Source organism: Anabaena sp. TISTR 8404 (assembly GCF_056847745.1).
In genome coordinates this window covers 770934-796965 of sequence record NZ_CP180578.1, presented here as the reverse complement: position 1 = coordinate 796965, position 26032 = coordinate 770934, and the positions used below count along the sequence as shown (strand labels likewise).

19 protein-coding genes and 1 tRNA gene are annotated in these 26032 nt (G+C 40.3%); 10 read left to right on the top strand and 10 right to left on the bottom strand.

Features of this window, described 5'->3' with window-relative positions; translation table 11 throughout:
* Positions 1-313: 313 nt before the first annotated feature.
* Positions 314-2071 carry a serine/threonine protein kinase gene (locus tag ACMX3D_RS03390; protein ID WP_482750078.1) on the bottom strand — a complete coding sequence of 586 codons (1758 nt, stop codon included), beginning with the start codon at positions 2069-2071 and terminating at the stop codon, positions 314-316.
* Between ACMX3D_RS03390 and ACMX3D_RS03385 the strand changes: the two genes are divergently transcribed.
* Positions 2042-2164: a hypothetical protein gene (locus ACMX3D_RS03385; RefSeq protein WP_482752463.1), complete on the top strand. Its 123-nt coding sequence runs from the start codon at positions 2042-2044 to the stop codon at positions 2162-2164. The genes ACMX3D_RS03390 and ACMX3D_RS03385 overlap by 30 nt on opposite strands.
* A 57-nt stretch (positions 2165-2221) precedes the next feature.
* On the opposite strand, the gene ACMX3D_RS03380 is transcribed toward ACMX3D_RS03385, so the two are convergent.
* A complete protein-coding gene (locus ACMX3D_RS03380) occupies positions 2222-3823 on the bottom strand; it encodes a peptide ligase PGM1-related protein (protein WP_482750077.1) in 1602 nt (533 codons plus the stop codon).
* 364 nt (positions 3824-4187) lie between these two features.
* Between ACMX3D_RS03380 and ACMX3D_RS03375 the strand changes: the two genes are divergently transcribed.
* Positions 4188-5126 carry a phosphoribulokinase gene (locus ACMX3D_RS03375; protein ID WP_482750076.1) on the top strand — a complete coding sequence of 313 codons (939 nt, stop codon included), beginning with the start codon at positions 4188-4190 and terminating at the stop codon, positions 5124-5126.
* An 18-nt stretch (positions 5127-5144) separates the two neighbouring features.
* Here ACMX3D_RS03375 and ACMX3D_RS03370 read toward each other — a convergent pair whose 3' ends face one another.
* Together ACMX3D_RS03370 and ACMX3D_RS03365 are read right to left on the bottom strand one after the other, a co-directional pair.
* The gene (locus ACMX3D_RS03370; RefSeq protein ID WP_482750075.1) at positions 5145-5273 is read right to left on the bottom strand and encodes a hypothetical protein; all 129 of its coding nucleotides are present in this window, start codon (positions 5271-5273) and stop codon (positions 5145-5147) included.
* A gap of 126 nt (positions 5274-5399) precedes the next feature.
* Positions 5400-6251, bottom strand: a complete 852-nt coding sequence (locus ACMX3D_RS03365) for a hypothetical protein (protein WP_482750074.1) — start codon at positions 6249-6251, stop codon at positions 5400-5402.
* A gap of 326 nt (positions 6252-6577) precedes the next feature.
* On the opposite strand from ACMX3D_RS03365, the gene ACMX3D_RS03360 reads away from it, so the two are divergent.
* The gene (locus ACMX3D_RS03360) at positions 6578-7339 is read left to right on the top strand and encodes a class I SAM-dependent methyltransferase (protein ID WP_482750073.1); all 762 of its coding nucleotides are present in this window, start codon (positions 6578-6580) and stop codon (positions 7337-7339) included.
* Here ACMX3D_RS03360 and ACMX3D_RS03355 read toward each other — a convergent pair.
* Positions 7332-8369, bottom strand: coding sequence for a VOC family protein (locus ACMX3D_RS03355; RefSeq protein ID WP_482750072.1), 1038 nt, complete (start codon positions 8367-8369; stop codon positions 7332-7334). The two genes, ACMX3D_RS03360 and ACMX3D_RS03355, sit on opposite strands and share 8 nt — an antisense overlap.
* Before the next feature lie 332 nt (positions 8370-8701).
* Positions 8702-10927, bottom strand: a complete 2226-nt coding sequence (locus ACMX3D_RS03350) for a CHASE2 domain-containing protein (RefSeq protein ID WP_482750071.1) — start codon at positions 10925-10927, stop codon at positions 8702-8704.
* Between the two features lie 138 nt (positions 10928-11065).
* Here ACMX3D_RS03350 and ACMX3D_RS03345 point away from each other — a divergent pair, with 138 nt between their 5' ends.
* Positions 11066-11452, top strand: a complete 387-nt coding sequence (locus tag ACMX3D_RS03345; protein ID WP_482750070.1) for a nuclear transport factor 2 family protein — start codon at positions 11066-11068, stop codon at positions 11450-11452.
* A gap of 100 nt (positions 11453-11552) precedes the next feature.
* Positions 11553-12575, top strand: a complete 1023-nt coding sequence (locus tag ACMX3D_RS03340) for a S66 peptidase family protein (RefSeq protein ID WP_482750069.1) — start codon at positions 11553-11555, stop codon at positions 12573-12575.
* 195 nt (positions 12576-12770) lie between these two features.
* Here the strand turns inward: ACMX3D_RS03340 and ACMX3D_RS03335 are convergent, their stop codons facing one another.
* Complete coding sequence (locus ACMX3D_RS03335) at positions 12771-14129, bottom strand: GTPase family protein (protein ID WP_482750068.1); 1359 nt, start codon at positions 14127-14129, stop codon at positions 12771-12773.
* Positions 14130-14385: 256 nt separating this feature from the next.
* Between ACMX3D_RS03335 and ACMX3D_RS03330 the strand changes: the two genes are divergently transcribed.
* On the top strand, positions 14386-15243 hold the full coding sequence (locus tag ACMX3D_RS03330) for a metal ABC transporter permease (RefSeq protein ID WP_482750067.1): 858 nt from the start codon (positions 14386-14388) through the stop codon (positions 15241-15243).
* Between the two features lie 76 nt (positions 15244-15319).
* Positions 15320-15392 (top strand) — tRNA-Phe (locus tag ACMX3D_RS03325).
* 992 nt (positions 15393-16384) lie between these two features.
* On the opposite strand, the gene psbA is transcribed toward ACMX3D_RS03325, so the two are convergent.
* Complete coding sequence (psbA, locus tag ACMX3D_RS03320; RefSeq protein ID WP_482750066.1) at positions 16385-17467, bottom strand: photosystem II q(b) protein; 1083 nt, start codon at positions 17465-17467, stop codon at positions 16385-16387.
* A gap of 263 nt (positions 17468-17730) precedes the next feature.
* Positions 17731-18075 carry an ArsR/SmtB family transcription factor gene (locus ACMX3D_RS03315; protein WP_482750065.1) on the bottom strand — a complete coding sequence of 115 codons (345 nt, stop codon included), beginning with the start codon at positions 18073-18075 and terminating at the stop codon, positions 17731-17733.
* 183 nt (positions 18076-18258) lie between these two features.
* Here ACMX3D_RS03315 and ACMX3D_RS03310 point away from each other — a divergent pair, with 183 nt between their 5' ends.
* A complete protein-coding gene (locus ACMX3D_RS03310; protein WP_482750064.1) occupies positions 18259-19143 on the top strand; it encodes a pirin family protein in 885 nt (294 codons plus the stop codon).
* A gap of 253 nt (positions 19144-19396) precedes the next feature.
* Here the strand turns inward: ACMX3D_RS03310 and ACMX3D_RS03305 are convergent, their stop codons facing one another.
* Positions 19397-22420, bottom strand: coding sequence for a PAS domain-containing hybrid sensor histidine kinase/response regulator (locus ACMX3D_RS03305; protein ID WP_482750063.1), 3024 nt, complete (start codon positions 22418-22420; stop codon positions 19397-19399).
* A gap of 345 nt (positions 22421-22765) precedes the next feature.
* Here ACMX3D_RS03305 and ACMX3D_RS03300 point away from each other — a divergent pair, with 345 nt between their 5' ends.
* The gene (locus ACMX3D_RS03300) at positions 22766-25015 is read left to right on the top strand and encodes a carotenoid oxygenase family protein (RefSeq protein WP_482750062.1); all 2250 of its coding nucleotides are present in this window, start codon (positions 22766-22768) and stop codon (positions 25013-25015) included.
* A 233-nt stretch (positions 25016-25248) separates the two neighbouring features.
* Entirely contained in the window at positions 25249-26016 is a 768-nt protein-coding gene (gene crtW / locus ACMX3D_RS03295) for a beta-carotene ketolase CrtW (protein WP_482750061.1), read from the top strand.
* Positions 26017-26032: the final 16 nt, after the last annotated feature.

The window sequence follows — 26032 nt, the reverse complement described above, 5'->3', positions numbered from 1 at the left end:
AGACTATCAAATATGCGATCCCCCTAGCTAGATCAACAAAGTAGCTGGGGGGATCTTGTTTTAGGTAAGACTTACGCACAAAGGTTGTTTGTTAAAACTGGGTAAAAGAATCTAAGGGTGTCGGGCATAATGGTTTTGAACACATATACCCCTGCACCCCTACACCCTTCCCAAACCATTGATTTTTCTTCCCACTATGTATAGCAGTAGAAGCAGAGATAATGGCAAAGACGAATTATTAAACATGGACACTGAGCGACTTTAAAGCCTGTTCCCTGTTCCCTGTTCCCTGCTATTTATTGAGTATATTTACTTAACGCCATCCTAAAAAGCGCAGTCCTGGAACAATTAGGTAGTGACTGACCCCCAGCCAAAAGCTCATCAAGATGGCGGTAAAACCAAACAAAGCCAAAGGTAAGCCTAACTCTGACCAAAGTGGCTGAGGAGAAAAGTTAAAGACTGTGGCGGGGAAGCCTAAAACGAATAAGCCGGAAAAAATGCTGACTGTACCAAAGGCAGCAACTAAAGCATAAACTATGTGATGGCTGCGAAACTTAAAACTAAGGCTTAATAAAAATACAGAAACAGCAATCATGGCTACCAAACCATCGCTGCTTTGTTTTGGGGAAATGAGTTGCCAAAATAGCCAACCGAATCCATAGCTGATGATACCCATCATCGACGCTACTAAAAACCGCCGCCGTTGACTAAAACAGCCAGATATTGTCAGTCCCCAGGCGGTTCCCAAGCCAGCACTAACAAATATTAAAATGTCCGCGCCAAAGGCTGTTTGAGAATTGGGAATTAATTCTGGTAGCTGACGCAAGATTAATTCCACAATGCGATCGCCTAAAATTGTGCGGTAAGCCACAAAAAAACCGACTATTGTCCCTAAACAAGCGCCTATCCCAGATAGCAGCATTGCCCAAATTGTTGACAGACAAGCTTGAATAATTTTGAGAAGTGCTTTGGCTATAAACAAGATAAACTTGCCAATAGCTTGCAGAAAATCGGCTAAAGCTCGCTCAATTGCTTGAATGAGCAGTGTTAAATTATTGGTAGCTTGGGTTGAGGTGCGACTGGCTGAATTTTGCAGTTGCGTAAGTAATTTTGGCTTGGCTGGTTTGTTAATTTTTGCTAATCGCTTGAGAATGATAGCTGCATTTGTTGGACGCGATCGCACGTCTTCCTTGACCATATCATCAAGTAAATCGGCAAACTGTGAGTTTACGTTCACCTGATTTCGCCAACGCAATTCCCCTGTCTGTATATCTTCCAACTCTGGCGGATACTTACCTGTGAGTAACTCAATCATTGTCCGACCGAGGGCGTAAAAATCAGCCGCAGGCGCGACATTCCCCCCAGTTACTTGTTCTGGTGGACTGTAACCAGAAGAAAATAACCGCGTTGAACTCGATTCTCGACGCTGCATTGCAGCATTCATTTGTTTTACACCACCAAAATCAATTAATACTAGTTGTTCCCATCCGGTTCTGGCTTGAGTTGGCGGTGCGGTTGATGCTGGTATCCGCAGCATTAAATTAGAAGGTTTAATATCGCGGTGGATAATTTGACATTTGTGCAATTCTTGTAAAATTTTGACAGCTTGAGTGAACCAGTTCAGCACTAAATTCTCTGGACAGCCTTGAGGATAGTTATTCAGTATTTCATCCAGAGTCGGCCCGTTAATTTTCTCCATCACCAAACAAGCTAATTGGCGCGGTTTCGGACTCGTAATATTTATCTGAAAAAAACCATCAGCTTCGACTTTCGGAACACCAGGATGCTGCAAACCAATTAAAACTGCTGCTTCTTGTGTAAATAATTCCTGGGCTTTTGGTGATTCTTCCACCAAAACTTTTAGCACTTTTTCTGTTTGAGTTTTTTCATCCCAAACTGTATAAATTTGGGCAAAACCACCCGAACCCAGTGGTTGCAATGGGACATAGCGGTCTAGCAGCTGAAGCAATGCGCCACAGCTGTTACAAAATTTGTTTCCCCAAGGTTGGGGGTAAGGACGTTGACAATCAGGATTTATGCAGTGAACCGCCCTCTGAGGGATATGGGACACAACCGCTACAATACAAACGCTGACTCGATTTTAACCTATGGTCAAGAGTCACGAGTCAATAGTCAATGGTCAATGGTCAAAAGTCAATGGTAGAAAGGATTTGAACTTTGTTCGCTTCTTTTAACTTTTAACTTTTGCCTTTTAACTTTCCTAACTGTACCCTTCCCAGGCAATGGGGAATGTGTAATCGGAAAATAGGGGGAAATTTTGATTGTCGCTGCGGGTTTCTTCATCCAGAACTTTAACAACTTTGTTATAAATATCTTCTGCTTGTTGAGGAGAATCGCCGATGCTGGTTAAACCCAATTTGCCAAATTGAGAAAGACATCCCATTAAATGAAAGACTGTGCCTGTTTCTGTGCCGCTGTCAAAGTGCAATCGGTGATGAGCAATAATATCCATTAAATCATTGGGCAACAAGCCTTTATAGCGGTCTTTTTGCAGGTTATCAGTGGCAACATAATATTTAGGGCGACCTTGCTGACTGTAAAACAAGCCTGTGGAGAGGTCATAGCGACCATTAGTTAATAATTTTAAGGTCATGAACGGATGGGTAGTGCCACCTTTGCGCAAGTTAATTTCGATCGCCTGAATATCCCAATTTTTCCCCCCTTGGTCAACGGTGATAAAATCAACGCCAAATCTTTCTAGTGCGCCTTTTTCTGCTAGTTTTCTGCCTACCTTTAAACCTAATTGCTGCAATGGTAAGCGATAGCTTTCATCGGCGGGAAAGCGACATCCGAGATAAATTTGACCGTCTGGGCCGCCGAGTATTTGGTCGTGGGTAGAAAGGATTTCGACTTCGCCTGTGGGTGTGATGCGTCCTTGAACACTGGGAGAACGCTTGATTTCTCCTTCGATAAATGCTTCGACAATTGCGCCTAACTCAGGAATGCGTCCTGAAAAATTAGCCCAAGTTTCTTGTTTAGCTTGAAAGCGCATGGTGGAAAAGCGATCGCTAATTGCTGCTACTCTTTCCTCATGAGTAGCTTGCCCTGGTGCTAAATTCATCATTGGTCTTAAATCTAGCAGTGCGTTGCCTTCTCCCGAAATTCCTTCGTTAAGTTTTACCACCATCCGTTGTAATGTTGGTTGGCGTTCCCATAAATTACTTGCTGCTTCTGCCAAATCTTGAGCATTCCAAACTCTTTCACTACCATCTGGATGAGGAACTCCACTTTCGGCAAAAATTTGCCGACTACCACTTTTGGTTCCCCAAATTTGCAAATCTGGGGCGGCTGCATATAACGGCACGTTCAATTTTAAAGATAATTCTGCTTCTAAATTTGTGGCGTTGTAGCAGATCATAAATGATTTTTCTAGCCTTAAAGCTTGCTGAATTCGATCTAACAAGCGGGGGCGTTCTAAAATCTTTTGGCTAAGGGGTTGCGCTGAAGAATCATAAGTGGAAAGCAAAAGTAAACGATTGCGAGCATGAGAAAATGGAATGCCTGGTAACAGTTGTAAATAGTAGTCAATAATACTAGGATGCAGTGGCATTGATGTGACATAAATTAGTCGCGTGCGCGGATTTCGCAACCGCATCAAAGAAAATAACAATCGTTCTTCATAATGTTCACAACCTTCAATTTTTTGCAGTTCTCGCTGATCAAGGCTGAGGGAAGGAACAACTAATATATCTGCTTCACTATTGTCAAATAGCTCGATAGTTTTCCAGCGATCGCGCAAAGTTGACTGTAAGCGACGAAATTGATCAACCTCATCCAACTCCGAAACATTTAACGTTACCATAATGCCTGCCCTATCCTGATCCCCAACACTACCGTCTTTCTTGGGTATACCGCACAGTTAGCTTGATGCAACCGACCCTTAATACTTCTTGACTGCGAAGATTAATTCGCTATTTCTGTCATAGTAGAAGTTTGTGTAATTTATGGCATACACCCCAAAGTAGGAAAAAATATCCATCGCCTACAGATAAAAAAATTTCTTTCAATTACTACCAATTTGTCAACAAACTATTACACAGATACCGTTATGTATAGAGATGTTGCAGACAAGGCTGGAACATGAGTGACTTGCTAATTCCCTTTTAAAATAAAACAACGGTGTCTGCAAAATTGATTACAAAATTTGTTTGTGTCGGGGGTGGGTCATGAACCGTCCAATAATTCTTGGCATTGTGGGTGATAGTGCTGCTGGGAAAACAACATTAACCAGAGGAATTGCTCAGGTACTTGGGACAGAGAATGTTACGCTCATTTGTACAGATGATTACCACCGTTACGATCGCAAGCAACGTGCCGAAAATGGGATTACGGCCTTACACCCAGACTGCAACCATTTAGATATTATGCAGCAGCACCTGTCCCTACTCCGCACAGGACAGCCCATTCTCAAACCTGTTTACAGCCACAAAACTGGGACTTTTGAAGCCCCAACCTACATCAAGCCGAATAAATTTGTGATTATTGAAGGCTTGCTTGGTTATTCTACCCGCGCCGCCCGCGACTGTTATGATGTCAAAGTTTACCTTGCACCCCCCGAACCATTACGCGCCAAGTGGAAAGTGAAACGCGACACTCAAAAACGCGGCTACACTCCCGAACAAGTATTAGCAGAATTAGAAAAGCGCGAACCAGACTCAGAACAATTTATTCGTCCCCAACGCCAATGGTCGGATATAGTGGTGAGTTTTTATCCACCCAACGGTGAGGAGGATGAAGCGAATGGACACCTCAACGTGCGTTTAGTACTGCGTCCCACTATTCCCCATCCAGATTTTACGCCGATTATCAATTTGACCAATGAGATTTCTGGTTCAGCGATTCGCCTGGGATTAGACCGAGATATGAATAAACCGGTGGATGTCTTAGAAGTTGATGGTCACGCCACTTTAGAACAGGTGAATAAATTAGAACATATTATTTGTTCTGATATGCCACATTTAAAAAGTGTGTGCGATCGCGAAAGTAACCCAGAATTGGGCAAAATTGCTGGCACAACCGGGGAAACCTTACAAAGTTACCCCTTAGCTCTTACCCAGTTAATTATTACTTACCACATGCTCAAGGCGACGCAAATATATCAATAAAAATAAGGAATAGGAGTTTTATCTGATATCGAACTCAAGTTTTTCAAATATCCTCAAAGCAGGCGATCGCACTAAGAGGATGTCTGAAAAGTCATATTGTTGGTAGTAGCCCATCTGTCCCGCCTCGGAATAAATTCCGAGTCTCATAGTGCAAGTCCTCTCAAGAGGACTCAAAGAAAAATTCAGTCCACTTAAGTGGACTTTTGCTATTAGCCTGGAACTTTAGTTCTAGGCGGGATATGGTTTCAACGTGAGAATTTTCGACTTGTGGTTTTACTTTAAATGTTGATTATTACAGTATTCTAAAGTTGGTTTAACAGCCACAACTTCCACTTCAACAGGCTTTTCATTAGTTGCGTTGATGAGAAATTCACTAGCACCAATATGAGGCTTTTGAGGATTTCCCCAATCGTATGTATAGCCTAAACCAGTCCAAGGATAGTATTCTTTTTCTTTATTTTCGTAAGAGTTTGTATATATCTTGTGCAGAATGGAATTACTTTCAGGCACAGGTACAGGTAAAACCCTACAACTAGAATCATTAATTTCTGGGTCAATACATGGTCTGCTTAAATCTTCTGCTTTGACCCACATTTCTACAAAGTGAGTTTTATTAGCATATTTATTTATGACTAAACCTAAATACTGCTGTAACCTCAATGCCAACATAATATTTCCTGGCAAGTTAATACCTGTACCTTTACAGTTTTGGCAAAATTCTTGAACTTGGGGGAATACTGTTAACCAAGTTTGGCGTTTTATATCTTTTGTTCCTACTGGCCAATCTTGACTGGGATTTGGCACATACTGCCAACTTACCATTAAAAATTCCGTTTTACCGTTGCGTTCTCTGGTTTTAATTTTTGGATTAGTATTTGATAACGCCCAAAGATTATTGACTACTTTATCGGTACTTGGCTGTTTAGCATCTTGAATAGATGTGTCTAGTTGCTTTTTCAAAAATTTGTAACTTTCAGGTTTGTTTTTCTCTAAATATTCATTGACATTGGGAATAGTTTGTGACTGCGCTAATAACTTAATTTCTGTAGCAAATAATCTCGAATACCCAGCAGATAAACTAACAGTAGTCAAACTTAAAAATATATATTTATTAATTTTTTGCATGGTAATATTCCTGCTAATTGATAGCAATAATAAATAATAAAGATTGAGTTTGATTTTATAGTGCGTTTGCGGAATGCGCCACTAAATTTAAACTTTGTAATTTTATTTGTAGATATAAAAAATGAGTTATTTGCCAGTTACATCCATTAGATATAAGCAAAGCGTAGACTGAAACTGATATGGTGTTTTTAGAAGAATGCCTGGAATGGGCATCATCTAGCCCATAAATCAATACAGTAAACCTGTAGAGACGCGAAATTGGACTTCGTCCCGCTTCGCTAACGCGTCTCTACTCACCAGATAACCCTATTGGATATTTTTCAACAATGAAGCAAATCCGTAAGTTTTATTTTTTACCTTTAGTAGCAATTATTTTGTTAATTGGCAGTTTTTGGTTTTTGACTGCAAATAAACCAGAAATTACTAATATCTCCTCGACTACAATTTACGAACAAAAAGCCAACCATAGTCCCGATGGTATTGGTAAATTTTATATGGGGCGAGAAATTGCCAAAGTGATGGGACACACAGGCGCAGGTTGGTTAGAACGTCCTAGCCGCGAGTTAGAAGAACAGCCAAGCAAGATAGTCAGTGCGTTGGAATTAAAACCAAATGATGTAGTTGCAGATATTGGTGCTGGTACAGGTTATCTAACTTTTCGTATTGCACCTTTAATACCTCAAGGAAAGGTTTTGGCTGTAGATATTCAGCCAGAAATGCTGGATATTATTCAGGCTGCTAAAAAAGAGAAAAAGATTACCAATGTTGAGCCGATTTTAGCAACCATTAATAACCCCAACCTTCCCGATGCAAGTGTTGACTTGGCTTTGATGGTGGATGCTTACCATGAATTTGAATATCCCTACGAAGTGATGCAAGGAATTGTCAAAGCACTCAAGCCAGGAGGTAGGGTTGTACTGGTAGAGTATCGAGGGGAAAATCCCTTGATTATGATTAAACGTCTACACAAGATGACACAACAACAGGTGCGGAAAGAAATGAACGCTGTTGGTTTAACTTGGCGCGAGACGAAAAACTTATTACCCCAGCAGCATTTGATGATCTTTGAAAAACAGGTTTCTAGTTAAAACCAGTTTCTACTAAATTCCAGAAATAGCCATCTGGTGAAGTGAAGGAGAAACTTTTTTCGCGAAATTCATTTTCGATGATGTTAGTAAAATTTAGCACTTGACTGGACTTGATGCGATCGCAATATTCTTCAATTCTCTGCACACGGTAAGTATACAGTGACATCCCTAAACTTCCTGGTTGCGCGGCTTCAAACTTTGATTCTAAGTTCATCGCTTCTGGGAACCGAATTACATAAAGTCTCCCACTCCGCGCCGCCATTAAGTCAGTCTGCGACGAACGGGGATCATCAAAAGTTGTTACGATAAATTTTTCCCCAGGCTTGAGGTCAAATAAATCTCGACCTGCGGGTGAAGATTCATAGCTAGTTTCTACATCATCTCGCACTCGCAACAAACCCAAAACTTCCTCATAAAATTTCAAGCTAGTTTTGCTGTCATCTTGAACGATAATTCCCATGTGGGTAAACTGGCTGGTTTTAAATACAGATGCGTCGTTGATGTGTCCGTAATTTGGTATTGTGTAGCCAAATCGTTGAAATAAAACTTGCCGTGTTAAGGGTTGCAGAAGTAACATTTCTCGCACCCCTACCGTTGGGTCAATAAAAGGACGGCTTTTGCGTTCTTTGTTATAGATAACTTCCCAGTAGGGAATGCTGTATCTCACGGCAAAACCAGCGGCTTTGGCTTCTTCGGCATGATTTAATATAGTTAAAATATCTGAGGTTAAGGTGGTAGCCCAACGATTTCCTTTAATTTTCATTGATGCTAACCCCAAGCCTTGGTTAGTTGGATTTTGCCAAACCATCAACCTAATCAATCCATGATCTGCGTTTTGATGATATAGGCGAATGGAACGTAAAGCAGAATTTACTCCATATAATTGATAGGCTGTTGTTGCAGGTAATTGACCAACTTGTCCAATGCGATAACCAAATTGTTCCCAATATTGTATGGCAAAAATTGGGTCTGGAACACCAATACATACTTCATAGATACCAGCAATTTTAGTTTCTTTTCCCAGAGTCATAATAATTTTTTATGTATAGATATTGCACAGACTAAATAAGAGGATGTTTGGAAAGTCCAAAATTCTACTAAAAACCCCTCTCCAAACCTCTCACGCCAGTCGCCTCAAGTCGGGAAACCCGCCCACGGCGCTGGCTCCCCGAAGCGGAGAGAGGCTTTGAAACCCCCATTCCCTTGTAGGGAAGGGGGGCTTGGGGGGTTAGGTTTTTGAAATTTTGATGTTACCGACAATACTTTTAAAACAACCTCTAATATTAATTCAAAAATGATGTAGGAAAACAAGATTTTTTTGCCTCACGCAAAGGCGCAAAGAAGCAAAGGGTTACAGAGAGTTTATCTATCGCTAATTTGATTTAAATCTTGCAGAACGGCGGCGGCTGATTGATAGCGATCGCTAAAATGATAACGCACCATTTTATCTAAAATTCTGCTTAGTTCTGCACTTACTTGAACTGTATGTTGCCACATAATATTGCCAGTTTCTGGGTCTGGTTGTAATTCTTGGGGTAAGATACCAGTAATAGCTTGAATTCCCATCATCCCCAAAGCATAAATATCACTAGATAATCGGGGATGTCCGGCAAATTGTTCTGGTGGTGCATAGCCGCGTGTACCGATAGCAACTGTGGCTAATTCTGTTTGTTCACTAGTGGGTGGGTGCATCAATTTGACTGCACCAAAATCAATCAGCACTAACCGATTATCTTGATTACTTCTAATGATATTATGTGGTTTAATGTCTCGATGAATTACTTTATGCTCATGGACAAATGCTAAAACTTCTAATACACCTTTGAGCATCTCAATCACAAAACTTTCACTTTTTGCTCCATGAATAGGTGCTATTTCTTCATGAAGAGTGTGTCCAGAAATATACTCTTCTACTAAATAGAATTCTTGCTGATCTTCAAAATAGGCAAGCAGTGCGGGGATTTGTGGATGTTTACCCAAGGCTTCTAAAATTTCTGCTTCGGTATTAAATAATCTTCGCGCTACTTCCAAAAATTTAGTATCTCGACGTGCCGGCATTAATTGTTTCACAACACAAGTAGGATTCCCCGGACGCTGAGTATCTTGTGCTAAATAAGTGCGACCAAATCCTCCTGAACCAAGTACTCTAGAAATTTGGTAGCGTCCACCCAAAAGTAAATCACCTGTTCTTTTTTCTGCTTGAGAAATTGTCGCAGCAGAATGGATATGTTGGTCACGAATTTTAGTAGTTTCTGTTGCAGAGGTAGTTTCTTTTAATAGAATACTTAATTGCGCGATCGCTTCTTGTTGTTGTTCAACTTGCTGAATAATTAATTTTGTTTGCTGTTGAGTGTGGTATGTACTATAAACCAGCATTCCCACACTACTAAAAATAAACGCGATCGCTGGCGGAATCAATGGTATCCAGCCAGCTTGTAAAAACAACCCAGCACAAATTCCGACTAACCCAGCTAGGCTTGTAACTCCCACAACTAGTAGCACTACAGGATGTCGCAACCGCCAACTTAAAACGCTACCCAGCATAGACCAACCTAACACCCATACCAGTTCAACCCCATCAGACCAGTACCAAATCAGTGGTCTACCATCCAAAACTGTACTGAGAATTTGACTAGCTATTTGTGCGTGAATAAATACAGTTGCTGTTCTAGCTGGATAATCTGGGGAAGCACTAAAGGGTGTGTATACACCAGGATGAACACTAGCAGCAGTAGTACCAATAATTACTAAGCGGTCTTTGACTAAATTGGGATTAACTTTACCTTCCAGGACTTGTGTCAGAGTGACTTCTTGCGTCAGGCGATCGGGATGACGATAATTTAATAATATTTGATAACCAGCAGCATCTAACCCAATGTAGCTGCCAGAATGAGCAGTGAGAATAGGAAAAGTGATTTTACCAAGATGAAAATTATGTTTTTCTGTAAAATCTACATTGATACTTTGTTTTTCTAAATAACTAATGGCAATTAAACTAGCAAAGGAAAATGGTGTTGCACATTTACTATGATTGCTAGGTTCAGCAAATAATAAACTCCGGCGGACAATTTGGTCTTCTTGATTATCCGGAATTAAATCGTTATAGCTAACATTATCTATAGGAAAATTCGGCGGTGGGGGAATTTCTGATCTACCTGTACTGCTTAACAAACAAGTAGTAATTATGTGATTTTTATTCGCAATTCCAGCCGCAAGATTTGTTTGATTTTGTCGATAAATATTTAAACCAATAACACGCGGTTGATAAGATTCAAGTTTGGTTAATAACTGATTGATTGTAGCATCTGATAAAGGCCATTTAAATCGCTCTATATCCTCTTCAGTAATTTTAACCACTAAAAGCCGAGAATCGGGCGGTTCTGGAGGACGCGATCGCAACATTTGGTCATAAGCTTTTAACTCCCAAGATTGCAACCATGTCATTTCCCGCATTCCCCATACCAAAGCGGTGACTCCCACACTAGTAACCACAACCATTCGCCACCAGTGAATCTTGTCCAAGGTGTCACGATAATCTTGATTTTGTATTAATGCAGTTCGCAGGTATTGTAATATTCCACTAATCACAGAGTTGCAGTAATAGCCAGAAAGCAGAAGGCTGAAATTTCACACTTCATACTTCATACTTTACACTTCATACTTCATACTTGGCTTGTTCAGCAAATTATAGGTTGTATAATCTATACCCAGCAAGAGAACTAAATCATGTCAAGCACCGCCATTAAAACCATCATTGATGCCTACTTTACCAACATTACCGCGATGAATCCAGAAGGTTGGATAGAAAACTTTGCTGAAGATGCGGTGAGTTATGACCCAGTTGGTGAACCTCCAGTTAAGATTCGTGAAGATTATCATCAGTTTATCGGGCAATTGCAAGCTGTATTTGAGAAATTAGCCGCGACAACTGAACATATTTTTGTAGCTGGTAATGAAGCAGCCGTCAAGTGGACAATGCAAGGAGTGAGTAAGACTGGTAAATCAGTATCCTTTGAGGGAATCACAATTTTTGAGATTAACAAAGACGGTAAAATTCAAACAACCCGCGCTTATTGGAATCCTAATCTATTGGTAGCGCAATTGCGCGGTTAAAAGGAAGTGTGAAGTCTGAAGTCTGAAGTCTGAAGTCTGAAGTCTGAAATGAAGAAGTCTGTATAATCAAGTTTTTTTACCCCACTCCCAACTCCCGACTTTGAAACGACGCAAATTTATTACAACCTGTGGTGTTGCTACTTTAGCTGCACAGATACCTTTAACTCAAGCTCAAGGTAAACTATCCCCAAATACCATTATCAAACCACCCCGCCTACAACCGGGAGACACAGTAGGATTAATTTCTCCGGCTGGTGTTATTGATGCAGAAGATTTAGCAAATGCCAAGCGATCGCTTACTGAACTAGGATTAAAAATTAAACTAGGAAATCATCTTTTAGATAATTACGGCTACTTAGCAGGTACAGATGCTAACCGCGCCGACGATGTAAACATGATGTTTGCGGATAGTTCTGTCAACGCCATCATGACCATGCGTGGTGGTTGGGGTTGCAATCGTATTTTACCTTTACTGAACTACGCCAAGATTCGCTCTCATCCCAAAATTATTATGGGATTCAGTGATATCACCGCTTTAGTGTTAGCAATTAATGCACGTAGTCGCGTCATTACTTTTCATGGGCCAAATGCCACATCTAACTGGAATGACTTTACAACAGATTACGCCAAACGCATCTTATTTGATGGCGAAGCAGTGACGATGCAAAATCTCAAAACTGATGAGGTACAATTTGAGACTATACTATCAGGAAAAGCCACAGGTAAACTGATAGGTGGTAACTTATCAGTTCTCTCAGCAATGGTGGGTTCACCTTATTTACCTGCTTGGTACAAAAGCATTTTATTTGTAGAAGACATCAAAGAAGATGTTTATCGTGTAGACCGAATGTTAACTCAGCTAAAAAATGCTGGTATTCTTAATCAAATTGCTGGTTTTATCTTTGGCAGATGTACTGACTGTAGCATTGGCGATGAACCTTCTTTTAAACTAACTCAAGTATTGCGCGACCATCTAATTCCCTTAAAAATTCCAACTTGGTATGGTTCAATGATTGGTCATATCAAAGATAAATTTACTTTACCAATTGGTTTGAATGTAGAAATAGATGCCGATGCCGGAACAATTAAAATGTTGGAATCTGCGGTAATTACAGGTGATTGAATAAGGCAAAAGTAAAAAGTAAAAAGTAAAAAGAAAATCCCCATATCTAATATTGGGTATTTAACAAGGACGCATTGTTTCTTAGACTACAGGTCTTGAAACAAATTTTTATCCTCTTTTCTCTGAATAAATTCAGGAGCTTTTTGCATTTTTCTTTTTCTTTCTTTTGCCTTTTACCTTTTTACTTTTGCCTTGTTACCGTTTAATTCCCTTAAACCGTTCTTTCGCCGCTTGAAATTCTGCTTGCATTACAGATTGAATCTTTTGTGGATCAGGTTTTTTTCCACCCATAACATCACCAAAATAAACACAAGCTGCTTCACCTAAAGACCAAGTATAAGCCGCCGCCCAAGATGCCGCGATCGCACTACCGAAACCTGGGATAATTTTGACTAACTCTCGTCCAATTGCTTGGGCGAAAAATCCCCCAGCGATCGCACTTACAATACCCCCTGCTTGGGATGGTGTGATAGTTTGCCCGTATAATTTACCTAGCAGTCCTACCATCGATACTTGCAATGCTGTTAATACAGGCATAGTTGCAAATGGTAAAGGTATAGCTGCTAAGGTTGCTGCCATAACTGAAAAAGTCAGCATATACCGTCGTGCAGCATCACGGTAGATATTACCAATTTGTTTACCTATTCCCTGCTCTAATAACTGATTAATTGCACGAGCTTCGGCTTCTGGCAACAATTCCGCTAAAGAATCTCGAAATTCTTCTAAGCCGTAAAATACAGGATTGTAACCATCTTCTTCTAAGGTAAAGTCAATCAGAACAGCGCGATCGTATAATTCTGTAAAAGCTTGCTGAATTTCAGCAAAGGCACGTTGAACTTCTTCGTAGTTTGGCGGATAAGCCGGATGATCAGTTGCATCCGGAGGATAAACTTCATGTAAACAAGTCACCGCCAGAAGACAGGGGATATCTGGATATTGCTGACGTAGTTTGTGGGCGATTTGACGCAATGTATCAGTCGCAAAATCATTAATCTTGACGGTGAGGATTAACACCCGCGCACCGCGACTAGACTGTTGCAAATCACCCAGTAACTCTTGAATAATTGCCTCAGTTTCTTGATTAACATCTCCCAGTCCCACCGTATCTGTAAAAATGAGTAACGGCAGATCATTAGAAGGATAAGCGTAGCGTTCGGTGTGTTGTGTATGCGGACGAAATCCTTGACCAATAATCTCCGGCGAAACTCCCGTTAGTCCTCGCACAATCGAACTTTTACCAGCTTGAGGTTTACCAATCAATAATGCTTCGGTGGTTGGTAGTTCGGCACGTACAGCTTCTAAAATCTCTGTTACCTGAGCTTCGCTGACACTATACCATTCAACTACAGTTTGTGACACTTGCTCCACAGGTAAAAACTGCATCAAGCTGGTTGTGGCTTTCTTCCAGACATCTGCAATGCGGTTTGTCCAAGCATTATTAACCGACTGCGTTGTTGCACCTTCAGACGGTTCATTGCTAGGCTGATTGTCATTCGGTTTACTGAACTGCTGAGAATCTGCTGATGGCAAGTCAGTATTAGGTTGCTCAGTCATGGTTATCAAAACAGCAGAAATTCCAAGTTGATTCGCTCACTTGTCATTTTAGATGATTCAACACTCCACTAACCTTTAACTTAAACGCAATCTACCAATCAATTCAGTTTTATCTTCCTGGGGATAGAGACTCTAATAAAGAGTGCTGAGTTTTGTAAATGCTGTATCCTGTTTAAACGTCCTAACTAATAGCTGATAAATTCGACAGCTAAAAAACATACGAGCTTTTCAGTATTCACACGACTGAATATCAATTATGAATTACCAAATTGCAGAGTTAGCCATTACTAGTAGTCAAGATTTGGTGAGTTTATTACAATTCCCATTTATGCAACGAGCGCTGATTGGTGCTGTGTTAATGGGAATACTTGGGGGATTATTAGGCAGTTTTGTTACATTGCGCCAATTATCATTTTTTAGCCATGCTGTTGGTCATGCGGCATTAGTTGGTGTCGCCTTGGGTGTGCTGCTACAGTTAAATCCCACATGGATGCTGTTGCCCTTTACCTTAGTGTTTGGTGTTATCGTTCTTTACTTCGTAGACAAAACAGATTTAGCCAGCGATAGCGTACTTAGTATAGTTCTCTCTGGAGCATTAGCGATCGGTATAATTCTTTCTAGCCTGATTCAGGGATATCGTGGCAACCTGATGGGCGTACTTTTTGGCGATATTCTCGCTATTGATACCACAGATTTAGTTTTAACGCTGCTGGTGCTTGTAGGAGGCACCCTATTTTTGTTATCGACTCTACGCCAGCAGATTTTGCTAACCCTGAATCCTGATGTCGCCAAAGTTCAAGGCATTCCTGTGGAATTATATCGCTATGGATTTGTGGTGCTGCTTTCACTAGCCGTTGCTGTGGCAATTAAAGCCGTTGGAGTTTTATTAGTTAATGCCTTTTTGGTTATACCCGCTGCTACAGCCAAACTGATGAGTCAGCAGTTTAGCCGTTTTTTGTGGATGTCTGTCATAGTCGGTTCAACTAGCAGCATTGCAGGCATTCTTGTTTCGGGTATTTTCAACCTCGCTTCTGGCCCTAGTATTGTGCTTGTCCAGTTTCTACTATTCATCACTGTTTTTATGGTAATCAAGCTGGGGTGGAAAACAGCATAACTTTTTTTTGGATAACCCTTGCGGAATTCATTTTTGTTTGCTACATTTATAAATCGTGGCGCAAAACAAAGCGCACGCCGGGATAGCTCAGTTGGTAGAGCAGAGGACTGAAAATCCTCGTGTCACCGGTTCAAGTCCGGTTCCTGGCATCTCAACAAACCCCTTGAAATCGTTTGATTTCAAGGGGTTTTTGCTTTCTCAACCATGAGAAATAGAGGACAAGTGTTCTAGATTTCAGAAGAATTTTGGGCATTAGTTGGACACCTTTAGATAGAAAAGTGGTGTAAATGCTGTAAATAAGTCAGTACAATCAAGAAGCCTAAACCCAAATTAGACCAAATTTGGGATAGGTAGAGCGAATTTAAGAAACCGCAAGTTATTCCTAGCACCTACGCCAAAGACTTTACTAAACATCGAAATCACATCGCTAAGTTACCAACGCGATCGCTCGATGAAGTATCTGCTATTCGAGATTATCTTTTGGCCAATTTAACCCCAGATGCTGCTAAACGTTGTTTAACTCAATTGAAAGCTTGCTGTAATTGGGCAATGGAAGAGGGGCTAATTGACGCTAACCCGTTTGCTGCTATGAAAATAAAAACGCCCAAAGGTGCTACTGAAGAACAAGATATTAATCCCTTCACTAAAAGAAGAAAGAGATTTAATTATTCGGACTTTTGCTGGCGATCACTACTACAGCCATTACACTCACTATGTACGCTTCCTATTCTTTACTGGGTGTAGGCCATCTGAGGCAATTGCTTTGAATTGGAAACATATTACAAGTAGTGCGGTTCAGTTGTGAGAATCAGCATCGGCGATATTCCCAAAAAGGTATTGCAACTATGTATCTGAACAAAACCTTTAAATTTTGTAAATAAATGTGTTATTTTAATAAGGGTGTTTTAACCATTTTTTACTTGGTATTTCAAGCGATCGCTATGCGGTTGCTTTTTACTTTTTGCCATATAGCAGTCCTAGATCAGTTGTCCACAAATTTACTCCTTACTCCCTATCCCCGGTCTCCACAAGTAGTTGATCAATCAACACTGCTGATGGTTAACAATCGACAGGTCACAACAAAAAAACACCCTCAAAAAGAGGGCGCAAAGATAACAGAGATATAAGGCAAAATTAGAAGCTAACTAGCAATTACAGGCGCTACAAGAGCGATTGGTTGAGGCTCACCTGATGCTAAATCTAGAGGGAAATTGTGAGCATTGCGCTCATGCATGACTTCAATTCCTAGGTTTGCTCTATTGAGAAGGTCTGCCCAAGTGTTAATTGTCCGTCCTTGATGATCCAAAATCGAGTTATTAAAGTTAAAACCATTCAAGTTAAACGACATCGTACTAATGCCCAAAGCGGCAAACCAAATGCCAATTACTGGCCAAGCAGCCAAAAAGAAATGCAAAGAACGGGAATTATTAAAGCTGGCATATTGAAAGATTAACCGCCCAAAGTAACCGTGTGCCGCTACGATGTTGTAGGTTTCGTCTTCTTGACCAAATTTATAACCGATATTGGCTGATTCTATTTCTGATGTTTCCCGCACCAATGTGGAAGTTACTAAAGAGCCGTGCATTGCGGAGAACAAAGCTCCACCAAATACTCCAGCAACACCAATCATATGAAATGGATGCATAAGGATATTGTGTTCTGGGGAAAACACAATCATGAAGTTGAAAGTTCCAGAAATCCCCAGCATCATCCCATCTGAAAAACTACCTTGTCCAATGGGATAAATTAACAACACAGCTGTTGCAGCAGCTACAGGAGCAGAAAATGCCACAGGAATCCAAGGACGCATTCCTAAGCGGTAACTCAGTTCCCATTGCCTACCCATGTATGCATAGATAGCTATTAAAAAGTGCAGCACAATCATTTGGTAAGGCCCACCATTGTAAAGCCATTCATCTAGAGAAGCGGCTTCCCATATAGGGTATAAGTGCAAACCAATAGCAGCCGAAGTCGGAACTACGGTAGCAGTAATGATGTTATTACCATACAGAAGTGAACCAGATACAGGTTCTCGGATACCATCTACATCAACAGGTGGTGCGGCAATAAATGCAAGGATAAAAACGATCGCAGCAGTTAAGGCTGTGGGAATCAGTATGACTCCAAACCAACCAATATACATTCGATTTTCAGTACTGGTGATCCAGTTACAGAATTTTTCCCATAAATTGGCGCTACCGCGCTGATTTATAAGCGTTGTCATTGTTCTATGGATGTGAATGGAATGGTGCAAAATTAACAAGGGTCGCTTGTTAATTAACAACTATATAACTTATTAGTGATATAGTCAATAAAATATTTATTCTGATATTCAATCTGTAATGCATATTGTAAGCAGCGCAGTTTAGTTACGAAACTGCGCTGCATCAATCAATATCATTAAGTAACTAATGCTGTAACAATAATTGTGAGCTAATGAGAGGGCATCATTTTACATACTACTTCCCTCAACCCCAGTATTCGATTTCAGCGACTACGCAAAGCTTCTAGTTGTTTTAACTGCTCTGACTGCTGCTCTAGACGAATTGAGAGGCGATCGCACACCAGTTCGCAGAGTTCAAAAATCAATGGATCGACGATTTCATAATAAATACTCACTCCTTGTGGTTGACGCTGGACAATTCCTGCTTGTGCCAAAATTTTTAAATGCTTGGACACATTTGCTTGTCCCAGTCCGGTTGCTTCAATAATTTCTGAGACATTTTTGCTACCAGATTTTAAGCTGCACAAAACCTGGAGTCGACTAGTTTCTGAAAGCACTTTAAAATAATCAGCAATTGGCCCAAGGGCAGCAGGTGAATTTTCTAACATAATAATTGCGCAATATATTTTTTTATTATATTACTATATAGTTTTGTTAGTAAAATTTCTGCTCAAACAGAAATACAACTACGAGTATTAGGAAAGAATCCATAAGTCTTTCACCGGACATGATGTAAGCCCTAGGCAATGTATTTATAATAATTTCAGCATTTATCAATCACCCCATTACTTATGGCAATACTGCAACTGATTGAACCTGAAGTTAAAGATTTGGGTGGGTTTGTTGCCCGCCGCAGTTTGCCATATCCGCATCGCCAAATGGTCGGGCCGTTTATTTTTTTTGATCATCTTGGCCCGTCCATTTTGCCAGCTAACAAAGGCATTGATGTCCGACCACATCCTCATATCAATCTTGCAACACTAACATACTTGTTTGATGGTGCTTTAATGCACCGCGATAGTTTAGGTACTGTACAGGACATTCAACCGGGTGCAGTTAACTGGATGACGGCGGGAAAAGGAATTGTACATTCAGAACGATCACCCGACCTAGACCGTCGCAACGAAGCCATAATTCATGGCATTCAAACATGGATTGCTTTACCTGTGGAATCCGAAGAAATTGATCCTTGGTTCACTCATTATCCATCCCAAAGCCTGCCCACCTGGGAAGAGAATGGTGTTAGCCTCAAACTCATTGCTGGAGAAGTAAATGGTTATACTTCACCTGTCAAAGTTTTTTCACCGATTCTTTATTTAGATGGGGCGTTATCTGCCAATGCTCAGTTTATGATTCCTGCTAGTTATGCAGAAAGAGCAGTATACAGCATCACAGAAGGATTAAGTATTAATGATGAACCAATAGAGCAACATCGCCTCGCCATCTTAGAGCCAGGTTATAAGGTCAAGGTTTCGGCGACGGCTGCGGCTCGATGTATTGTAATTGGCGGTGAACCATTGGGTACACGCTACAAATGGTGGAATTTTGTCTCCAGCCGACCAGAACGAATAGAGCAAGCAAAAGTTGATTGGCGCAACAACCGATTTGCGACAGTGCCAGATGAAACAGAGTTCATTCCACTACCAGAAGTGGTGACAGAGGCTAATCCGTTGTAAGCTGTTCAACATTTAATTTGCACATTGAGACCGCAGTTCTTGGCAGGGCTGACAGGTGTAGGTTTTTTATATGGGGATGAGTGGGTAATCTCAAACAGAGTTCTAAACGTGGTTCAAATCACGAAATTTCGTTCTTATGCGGAAAATCAAAGACTAAAATTTGAGTTTTCAACCAACGGAAAAACCTCATTTCAGCCACGTTTGTAAAATACCTACACTTGTCAGCCCCCTTGCGGTCTGTATGACAAGTCTTTTACCGGACACGATATAACTCCACAATGGCTGTGATTAAATCTTCTGGTTCCACCGGTTTAGAAATATGTTTTTGGAATCCAGCTTTTACTGCCTGTTTTTCATTCATTTCACCAGCATAAGCAGTGAGAGCGATCGCTTTGATATTACCTCCCTGTTCTGGTGGTAGATTTCTCACTTGCTGCATCAACATATAACCATCTACTTGCGGCATTCCAATGTCACTTAACAATACATCTGGTTGGATTTGCCGCAACGCTGTTAGTGCTTCCGTTGCAGAACCTGCCGTTGTCACGTTTGCGCCTTCTTGTTCCAGCACAAAGCCAACGAACTCACGACTATCAGCATCATCATCTACGACTAAAATTTTAATGCCATTTAAGTCTAAAACTTGTTCCATCTGTCCACCATCCTGATTGGTGTGAGATTGAATTAGCATCAGTGGTAGCTTCACTGTAAAAGTTGCTCCTAGTCCTTCTCCTGAGCTATAAGCTTGAATAGTGCCGCCATGCAACTCAATTAAATGACGGACAATTGCCAGTCCTAGACCTAAACCGCCAAACTTTCTGGTGGTAGCACTATCAGCTTGACGGAAATAATCAAAGACATAAGGGAGAAACTCTTGAGAAATACCTTTGCCATTATCACTGACTGTAATTTGAGCGAATTCTTCACAGCGCTCTAGTCGAATTTCTACTAAACCTCCTGAAGGTGTGAATTTAATGGCATTCGACAGTAGATTCCAAACAATTTGTTGTAAGCGGCGGGGGTCGCCTGCTACTTGCTCCACATTTGGCTGGAGCATAGTTTTTATTGTAATTGACTTAGCTTCAGCCGCTAGGCGTACTGTTTCTCTGGCTCCGTTAATTACCGAGGTCAAATCCACTAGGCTCACATTGAGATTGAGCTTGCCTTGTAAAATGCTAGAGACATCTAATAAATCTTCAATTAATTGAGCTTGAAGCTTGGCGTTGCGCTCGATAGTTTTTAAAGCTTCAGTGGTCTTGGTTGAGTCGAGCTTTTGCGATTGTAGTAACCGCGCCCAGCCGAGGATGGGGTTGAGGGGTGTACGCAACTCATGGGATAGTACTGCCAAAAATTCATCTTTAATGCGGTTTGCAGTTTCGGCTTGTTCTCGTGCGGCTTGTTCTTGTTGCAGTAGGTGAATACGCTGTTGTTCCAGTTGTTTTTGGTCTTCAATATCTGTTGCTGTACCAAACCATTTGATTACCTGACCCTGTTCATTCTTAAAGGGTACAGCTTGATGTAAATGCCAGCGATAAATGCCATCGGCGCGGCGCATTCTGCCTTCTGCTTGATAGTAAGTACTATTTTGTTGAGCGATCGCCCAATTTTGGCTCAACTTGGGCGCATCATCAGGATGAACAACTGCGTTCCAGCCTTCTGTTTGCGCTTGTGTTAGTGTTAGCCCAGTGAAATTACACCAGCGTTGATTAACATCAATTAGTACTCCTTGAGTATCAGCTGTCCAAACTAATTGGGGAATAGATTCAGCTAAATATCGATAGCGTTCTTCACTTTCCAGCAAGGCTGCTTCTGAGAGTTTGCGCTCAGTAATATCTAACGCAATGCCTGTCATGCGTATGGGCTGATGATTGTCATTGTAAAAAGTTTGCCCAATTGCTGTCAGCCATCGCTCTCCTTTGGTTGGGTGAAGAATCCGAAATTCTACATTCAGGTCGATGCGATGTTCTAGGGCGGCACGCGCTGCTTGATCGGTGCGATCGCGGTCTTGCTCGATGATGGAAGCGATCCAATTTTCGTAGGAAGGTTGAGTAATTGCAGGATCAAGACCATAAAGACGATAATATTCTTCTGACCAAGTGACGTGATTATTTGTAATATCCCAGTTCCACACACCAGCATTAGCAGCTTTTTGAGCAATTCTCAGTCGCTCTTCACTTTGTCGTAGTGTTTCTTCGGCTTGCTTGCGGTGAGAGATGTCATTTACTAATGCCACAAAACCTACAACATTGCCCTGCTCATCAAACTGTGGCACGTAGTTGACAACAGTATCTCGGATGTTATCGCCTTGATAAGGAATTCTGCTCTCAAAGGCCACTTCTTGCCCTGTGAGTACCTGCTCGACATAAGGACGAATTGTTTGATATGCTGCTTCACCTAAAACTTCCCACAGATACTTGCCATTCATTTCGGTGGCTGGTTTACCAAACCACTCTTCATACTTTTGGTTATTGAAGCAGTAACGCTGTTGGGCATCAACAAAAGAAATGAGAACAGGTAAAGCATTGGTAATCAGGCGCAGTTCTGCTTCCCGTTTTCGTAGTTCCTCCTCAACCCGCAGCCGATCAGTGACATCGAGTGCCATACCAGCTAAAAGTTGTTCCCCAAGTGCATTGCGAAAGGGGAACTTAAAAGACATATAACTGTGTTCCCCATCTTCAAGCTTAATGGTTTCTATCAATTGCATTGGCTGTCCACTTGCCAGTACAGCTATATCATTGGTATGAAATTGCTCAGCTATGGCAGGCGGCAATAACTCAAAATCTGTGTTGCCGATGAAATCTGATTGCGATCGCTTGGTTCTTCGCTCTACCAAGGCATTTACATACACATATCGCCCAGATTCATCTTTAATGAATGCCAAAACTGGACTATGTTTCATAAAACTTTGAAACAGTTCCTGGCTGTCTTGCAAAGCTGTTTCCGTTCGCTTGCACTCCGTAAACTGACTAATCTGGCTATTAATTGCCGCGATAGCTGTGACTGGGCGATCGCCTGGCTCTAAAGTTACTTCTGAGTTAGTTATCGCTTTGATAGCTGATATGCCGGAATTGTTTTCATTTTTTGGTGTTGCAGTTTGTTTTGCCTCATGATTCAAACTACGGGCAAACTGTTCTATAACTTCTGAGCGCGAAGTGCCTTGCTTTTTCGCCTCTTCATCTAATAGTTGCCATGCAGTAGCGGTCAGCGTCATACTAAATCGCTGTTTGGTTTCACCATCGCAATTGCTCACAAATTTACCTGTGCTATCCCGCTTCATGAGGCTTTATCCGTATATATATACGGCTATTATCATTCAATCCTACTTTTTCTGCATAAGAATCTCTCGGAAGAATGATGATTGTGTATGTAAAAAAATATGAGCTTTTTATATAAATAAATTATAAATCAATTTCAATATTATTTAAGTATTTAATAATAGATAATTAACTATCTTAACTGTCTTAACTGTCCTTGCTCCCATATCAAATTACTGATATACACTAAATCACTGAAAATTTTTTCACAATCGTTTTTGTAAGACTATTAGCTTAACTTTCATAAGCTAATAGTTTTCTAACGTTTTGGAAAGTAGTGTTTAATAAGTTCAGCAAGGAAATTGTCAATGTCATATAAAATTACTGGCAAAGTTTATGAAGCTGAAACTGGTATAGGAATACCTAATTTAATTATTCAAGCTTTTGATAAGGATTTACTTAAGGATGATAATTTAGGGGAGACGATAACTGATAGTCAAGGCAAATTTGAAATAAATTACACCGAAAAAGACTTCAAAGAAATATTTGAAGGTGAACCGGATTTATATATTGTGATCAAGACAGGCGATCGCATTAATACCTTATATAACGGCGAAAAAAATATTCGTCACCGAGCCAAGCGTCATGAAAATTTTGAGATAGGAATTTCTCAATCGATTTTGATTAACCAAGTCAAAGATGATAAACAATTGTTAAAAGTTCTCTTTAGTGTTGCTTGGTTAGACGGAGTTCTCGAACCAGGAGAAAAACTATATTTACAGCAAGTAGCAAATCAAAAAAGATTAGCAGATGATCCAGAAATCCAAACTTTATTAGCAGGAAAACCAATCGAGCCTCAAGAAGCTTACGCCTGCTTACAAGCATATTTAGGGACTAATCCTAGTGATGAAGATTATGATGAACTGTGCCAATCACTAGAAACACTAATTGCGATCGATTCTGTAGTCGAAGGTATTGAAACAGAACTTTTAGCAAGCATCCCCAAAAGAAAAGCTCGGCAAATCGCCCTTAGACAAAGACTAACAGGTGCTTTTCTAGATTCGCAATTCATGGCGAAAGTGGCTACACCAAAACTTAAAACCAGCCAAGCAGTACAGAAAAAAGGCTTTTTATCAGAAATACCTTTTAACATCATCAATAAATTGGTTGACACAATTGAACCTCCAGAAATGAGAGGATTACAAACTACTTTATCTAGGTCATTTTTACAAGATAACTTTGCTCCAGTCCAAGAGGAAATTACCACCGATGATTTACCAGTAATTGGTCAAATTCCCCAAGAATTATCGGGGATGTTTTTACGCATTTCGCCTAATCCCCTATTTCCCCCGGTGGGACTCTATCACTGGTTTGATGGTGATGGGATGTTACATGGAGTAAATATCAAAAATGGTCAAGCCAGCTACCGTAATCGTTATGTTCAGACTGAGACACTGAAAATTGAAAAAAAAGAAGGGAAAGCAATCTGGCCAGGTTTACTGAATATGCCACGATTTGACTCTCCTTATGGAATTATGATGAAAAATTCTGCCAATACATCTGTAATTTGGCACGCTGGTAAACTATTGACCCTCTTTGAAGCAGGATTACCGCATCAGATTCGAGTTCCAGATTTAGAAACTGTTGGCCCTTACACTTTTAAAGATAAACTCACCTGTTCTTTTACAGCGCATCCTAAAGTAGATCCCGTCACGGGAGAAATGATATTTTTCGGCTGTTCTTACATAGCTCCACCTTACCTCTACTACGGTGTAGTCACAGCAGAAGGTGAAATTAATCGCATTGAGGCGATCGATTTACCAAATCCCATCATGATGCACGACTTTGCTATCACCGAACATTACTCACTATTCCTAGATTTGCCCTTTTTCTTCCAAATCGGAAAAGTGATGAAAGGTGAAATTCCTCTACATTTTGATAGGAACAAAAAAAGTCGTATTGGTATTATTCCACGTCATGGTAACAACAAATCTATACGCTGGTTTGAAATACCAACTTGTATGGTTTATCATACCGCCAATGCTTACGAAGAAGGAGATGAGATAGTTCTGCTAGGCTTGCGGATGCCTTCCACTAATCTCTTAATCCCTAGTGACGATATAGAAATGGGCAAGAGTTCTGATTGTGAAGTAGCAAAAATGTGTTGCTGGCGAATTAATCTTAAAACAGGAGTTGTCACAGAAAAATTGCTTGATGATCAAGTTACGGAATTTCCCCGCATCAATGATAATTTCATAGGGCGCAAAATGCGTTATATTTACGCCGGACAAGCTGCAATTTATGCTGGTAGACCCCTATTTGATTGTGTGAGAAAATATGATTTAGAAAAAGGTACAGCTGAAAGCTATTTCTTTGGACGAGGACGTTTTGGCGGTGAATGTGTATTTGCTCCTCGTCCTGGGGCGGCTGTTGAGGATGATGGTTGGGTAATTACTTATATTCACGATACGATTACAAACAAGTCAGAATTACTAATTTTAAATGCACAAAACATAACTTCTGAACCTGTGGCGCGGATTATGCTCCCTCAGCGTGTACCCTATGGTTTTCACTGTGGCTGGGTGTCATCTGAACAAATGGCAAGTCAGAAAATTTGATGTGATTTAGAGGCTTTTTCATCTCATCACCTGCTTTCTACACCTATAAAAGATGGGGAAAGCAGGTGAATTTGATACAGCGTATTTCGGGCAAATGAGGTACAAGCGTAAAACCCAAAACTATGTAGAGACGTTACATGTAACGTCTCTACAGTATTCTACTAATATGCAAACTGCTGTAAATGTTGATTTTTTAGTTTGATACATTTTACTATTTTTTCAAGGATTAAGGCATGATTGAGTTTAATTTAGTATCTCTACCAACAAAAAAGACAAACTTTGATATCAATACCCAAATAACAACTACTAATAACGGAATTTTTATTGCTTGCATTATTTTAGGATTGTGGGCAACAAGTCAAACTTTATTATTTTCTTTAGATATTGCTAAAATTCAAATTCTATTCATCGCTTTAGCTGTGCTTTGGCAGACATTTTTATATACAGGATTATTTATTACTGCTCATGATGCCATGCATGGTGTAGTTTTTCCTCAAAATCCCAAAATAAACAATTGGATAGGTAAAATATGTGTACTATGCTATGCTCTATTTTCTTATCAAGAGCTATTAAGGAAGCATTGCTTACATCACCGCTATTCTAGTACTAAAGATGATCCTGATTTTTACGAAAATCAATATCAAAACTTTTTTGCCTGGTATTGGAACTTCGTAAAATCTTACTGGAGTTGGCAACAACATCTCGGATTGATATGTGCATATATTGTTCTTAGATATATTTTTAATATATGTGATGTTAATTTAATTGTATTTTGGGTAATACCATCTATTTTTAGTTCAATACAGTTATTTTATTTTGGTACATTCCTACCCCATAGAAGAGTTGAAGGAGGATATACCAGTGTGCATCGTACACGAAGTATTCCATTACCTACTTTTTGGTCATTTATAGCTTGTTACCATTTTGGCTATCACAAAGAACATCATGAATATCCCAATGTTCCTTGGTGGAGATTACCAGATATTTACAACAGAAATTAGTATAATTTCCAACTTC

Excerpts from the sequence above, each read along its gene's own strand:
- ACMX3D_RS03380 (WP_482750077.1), bottom strand. The coding sequence starts at position 3,823 with ATGGTAACGTTAAATGTTTCGGAGTTGGATGAGGTTGATCAATTTCGT.
- ACMX3D_RS03375 (WP_482750076.1), top strand. The coding sequence starts at position 4,188 with ATGAACCGTCCAATAATTCTTGGCATTGTGGGTGATAGTGCTGCTGGG.
- ACMX3D_RS03370 (WP_482750075.1), bottom strand. The coding sequence starts at position 5,273 with ATGAGACTCGGAATTTATTCCGAGGCGGGACAGATGGGCTACTACCAA.
- ACMX3D_RS03365 (WP_482750074.1), bottom strand. The coding sequence starts at position 6,251 with ATGCAAAAAATTAATAAATATATATTTTTAAGTTTGACTACTGTTAGT.
- ACMX3D_RS03360 (WP_482750073.1), top strand. The coding sequence starts at position 6,578 with ATGAAGCAAATCCGTAAGTTTTATTTTTTACCTTTAGTAGCAATTATT.
- ACMX3D_RS03355 (WP_482750072.1), bottom strand. The coding sequence starts at position 8,369 with ATGACTCTGGGAAAAGAAACTAAAATTGCTGGTATCTATGAAGTATGT.
- ACMX3D_RS03345 (WP_482750070.1), top strand. The coding sequence starts at position 11,066 with ATGTCAAGCACCGCCATTAAAACCATCATTGATGCCTACTTTACCAAC.
- ACMX3D_RS03335 (WP_482750068.1), bottom strand. The coding sequence starts at position 14,129 with ATGACTGAGCAACCTAATACTGACTTGCCATCAGCAGATTCTCAGCAG.
- ACMX3D_RS03330 (WP_482750067.1), top strand. The coding sequence starts at position 14,386 with ATGAATTACCAAATTGCAGAGTTAGCCATTACTAGTAGTCAAGATTTG.
- psbA (WP_482750066.1), bottom strand. The coding sequence starts at position 17,467 with ATGACAACGCTTATAAATCAGCGCGGTAGCGCCAATTTATGGGAAAAA.
- ACMX3D_RS03315 (WP_482750065.1), bottom strand. The coding sequence starts at position 18,075 with ATGTTAGAAAATTCACCTGCTGCCCTTGGGCCAATTGCTGATTATTTT.
- ACMX3D_RS03310 (WP_482750064.1), top strand. The coding sequence starts at position 18,259 with ATGGCAATACTGCAACTGATTGAACCTGAAGTTAAAGATTTGGGTGGG.
- ACMX3D_RS03305 (WP_482750063.1), bottom strand. The coding sequence starts at position 22,420 with ATGAAGCGGGATAGCACAGGTAAATTTGTGAGCAATTGCGATGGTGAA.
- ACMX3D_RS03300 (WP_482750062.1), top strand. The coding sequence starts at position 22,766 with ATGTCATATAAAATTACTGGCAAAGTTTATGAAGCTGAAACTGGTATA.
- crtW (WP_482750061.1), top strand. The coding sequence starts at position 25,249 with ATGATTGAGTTTAATTTAGTATCTCTACCAACAAAAAAGACAAACTTT.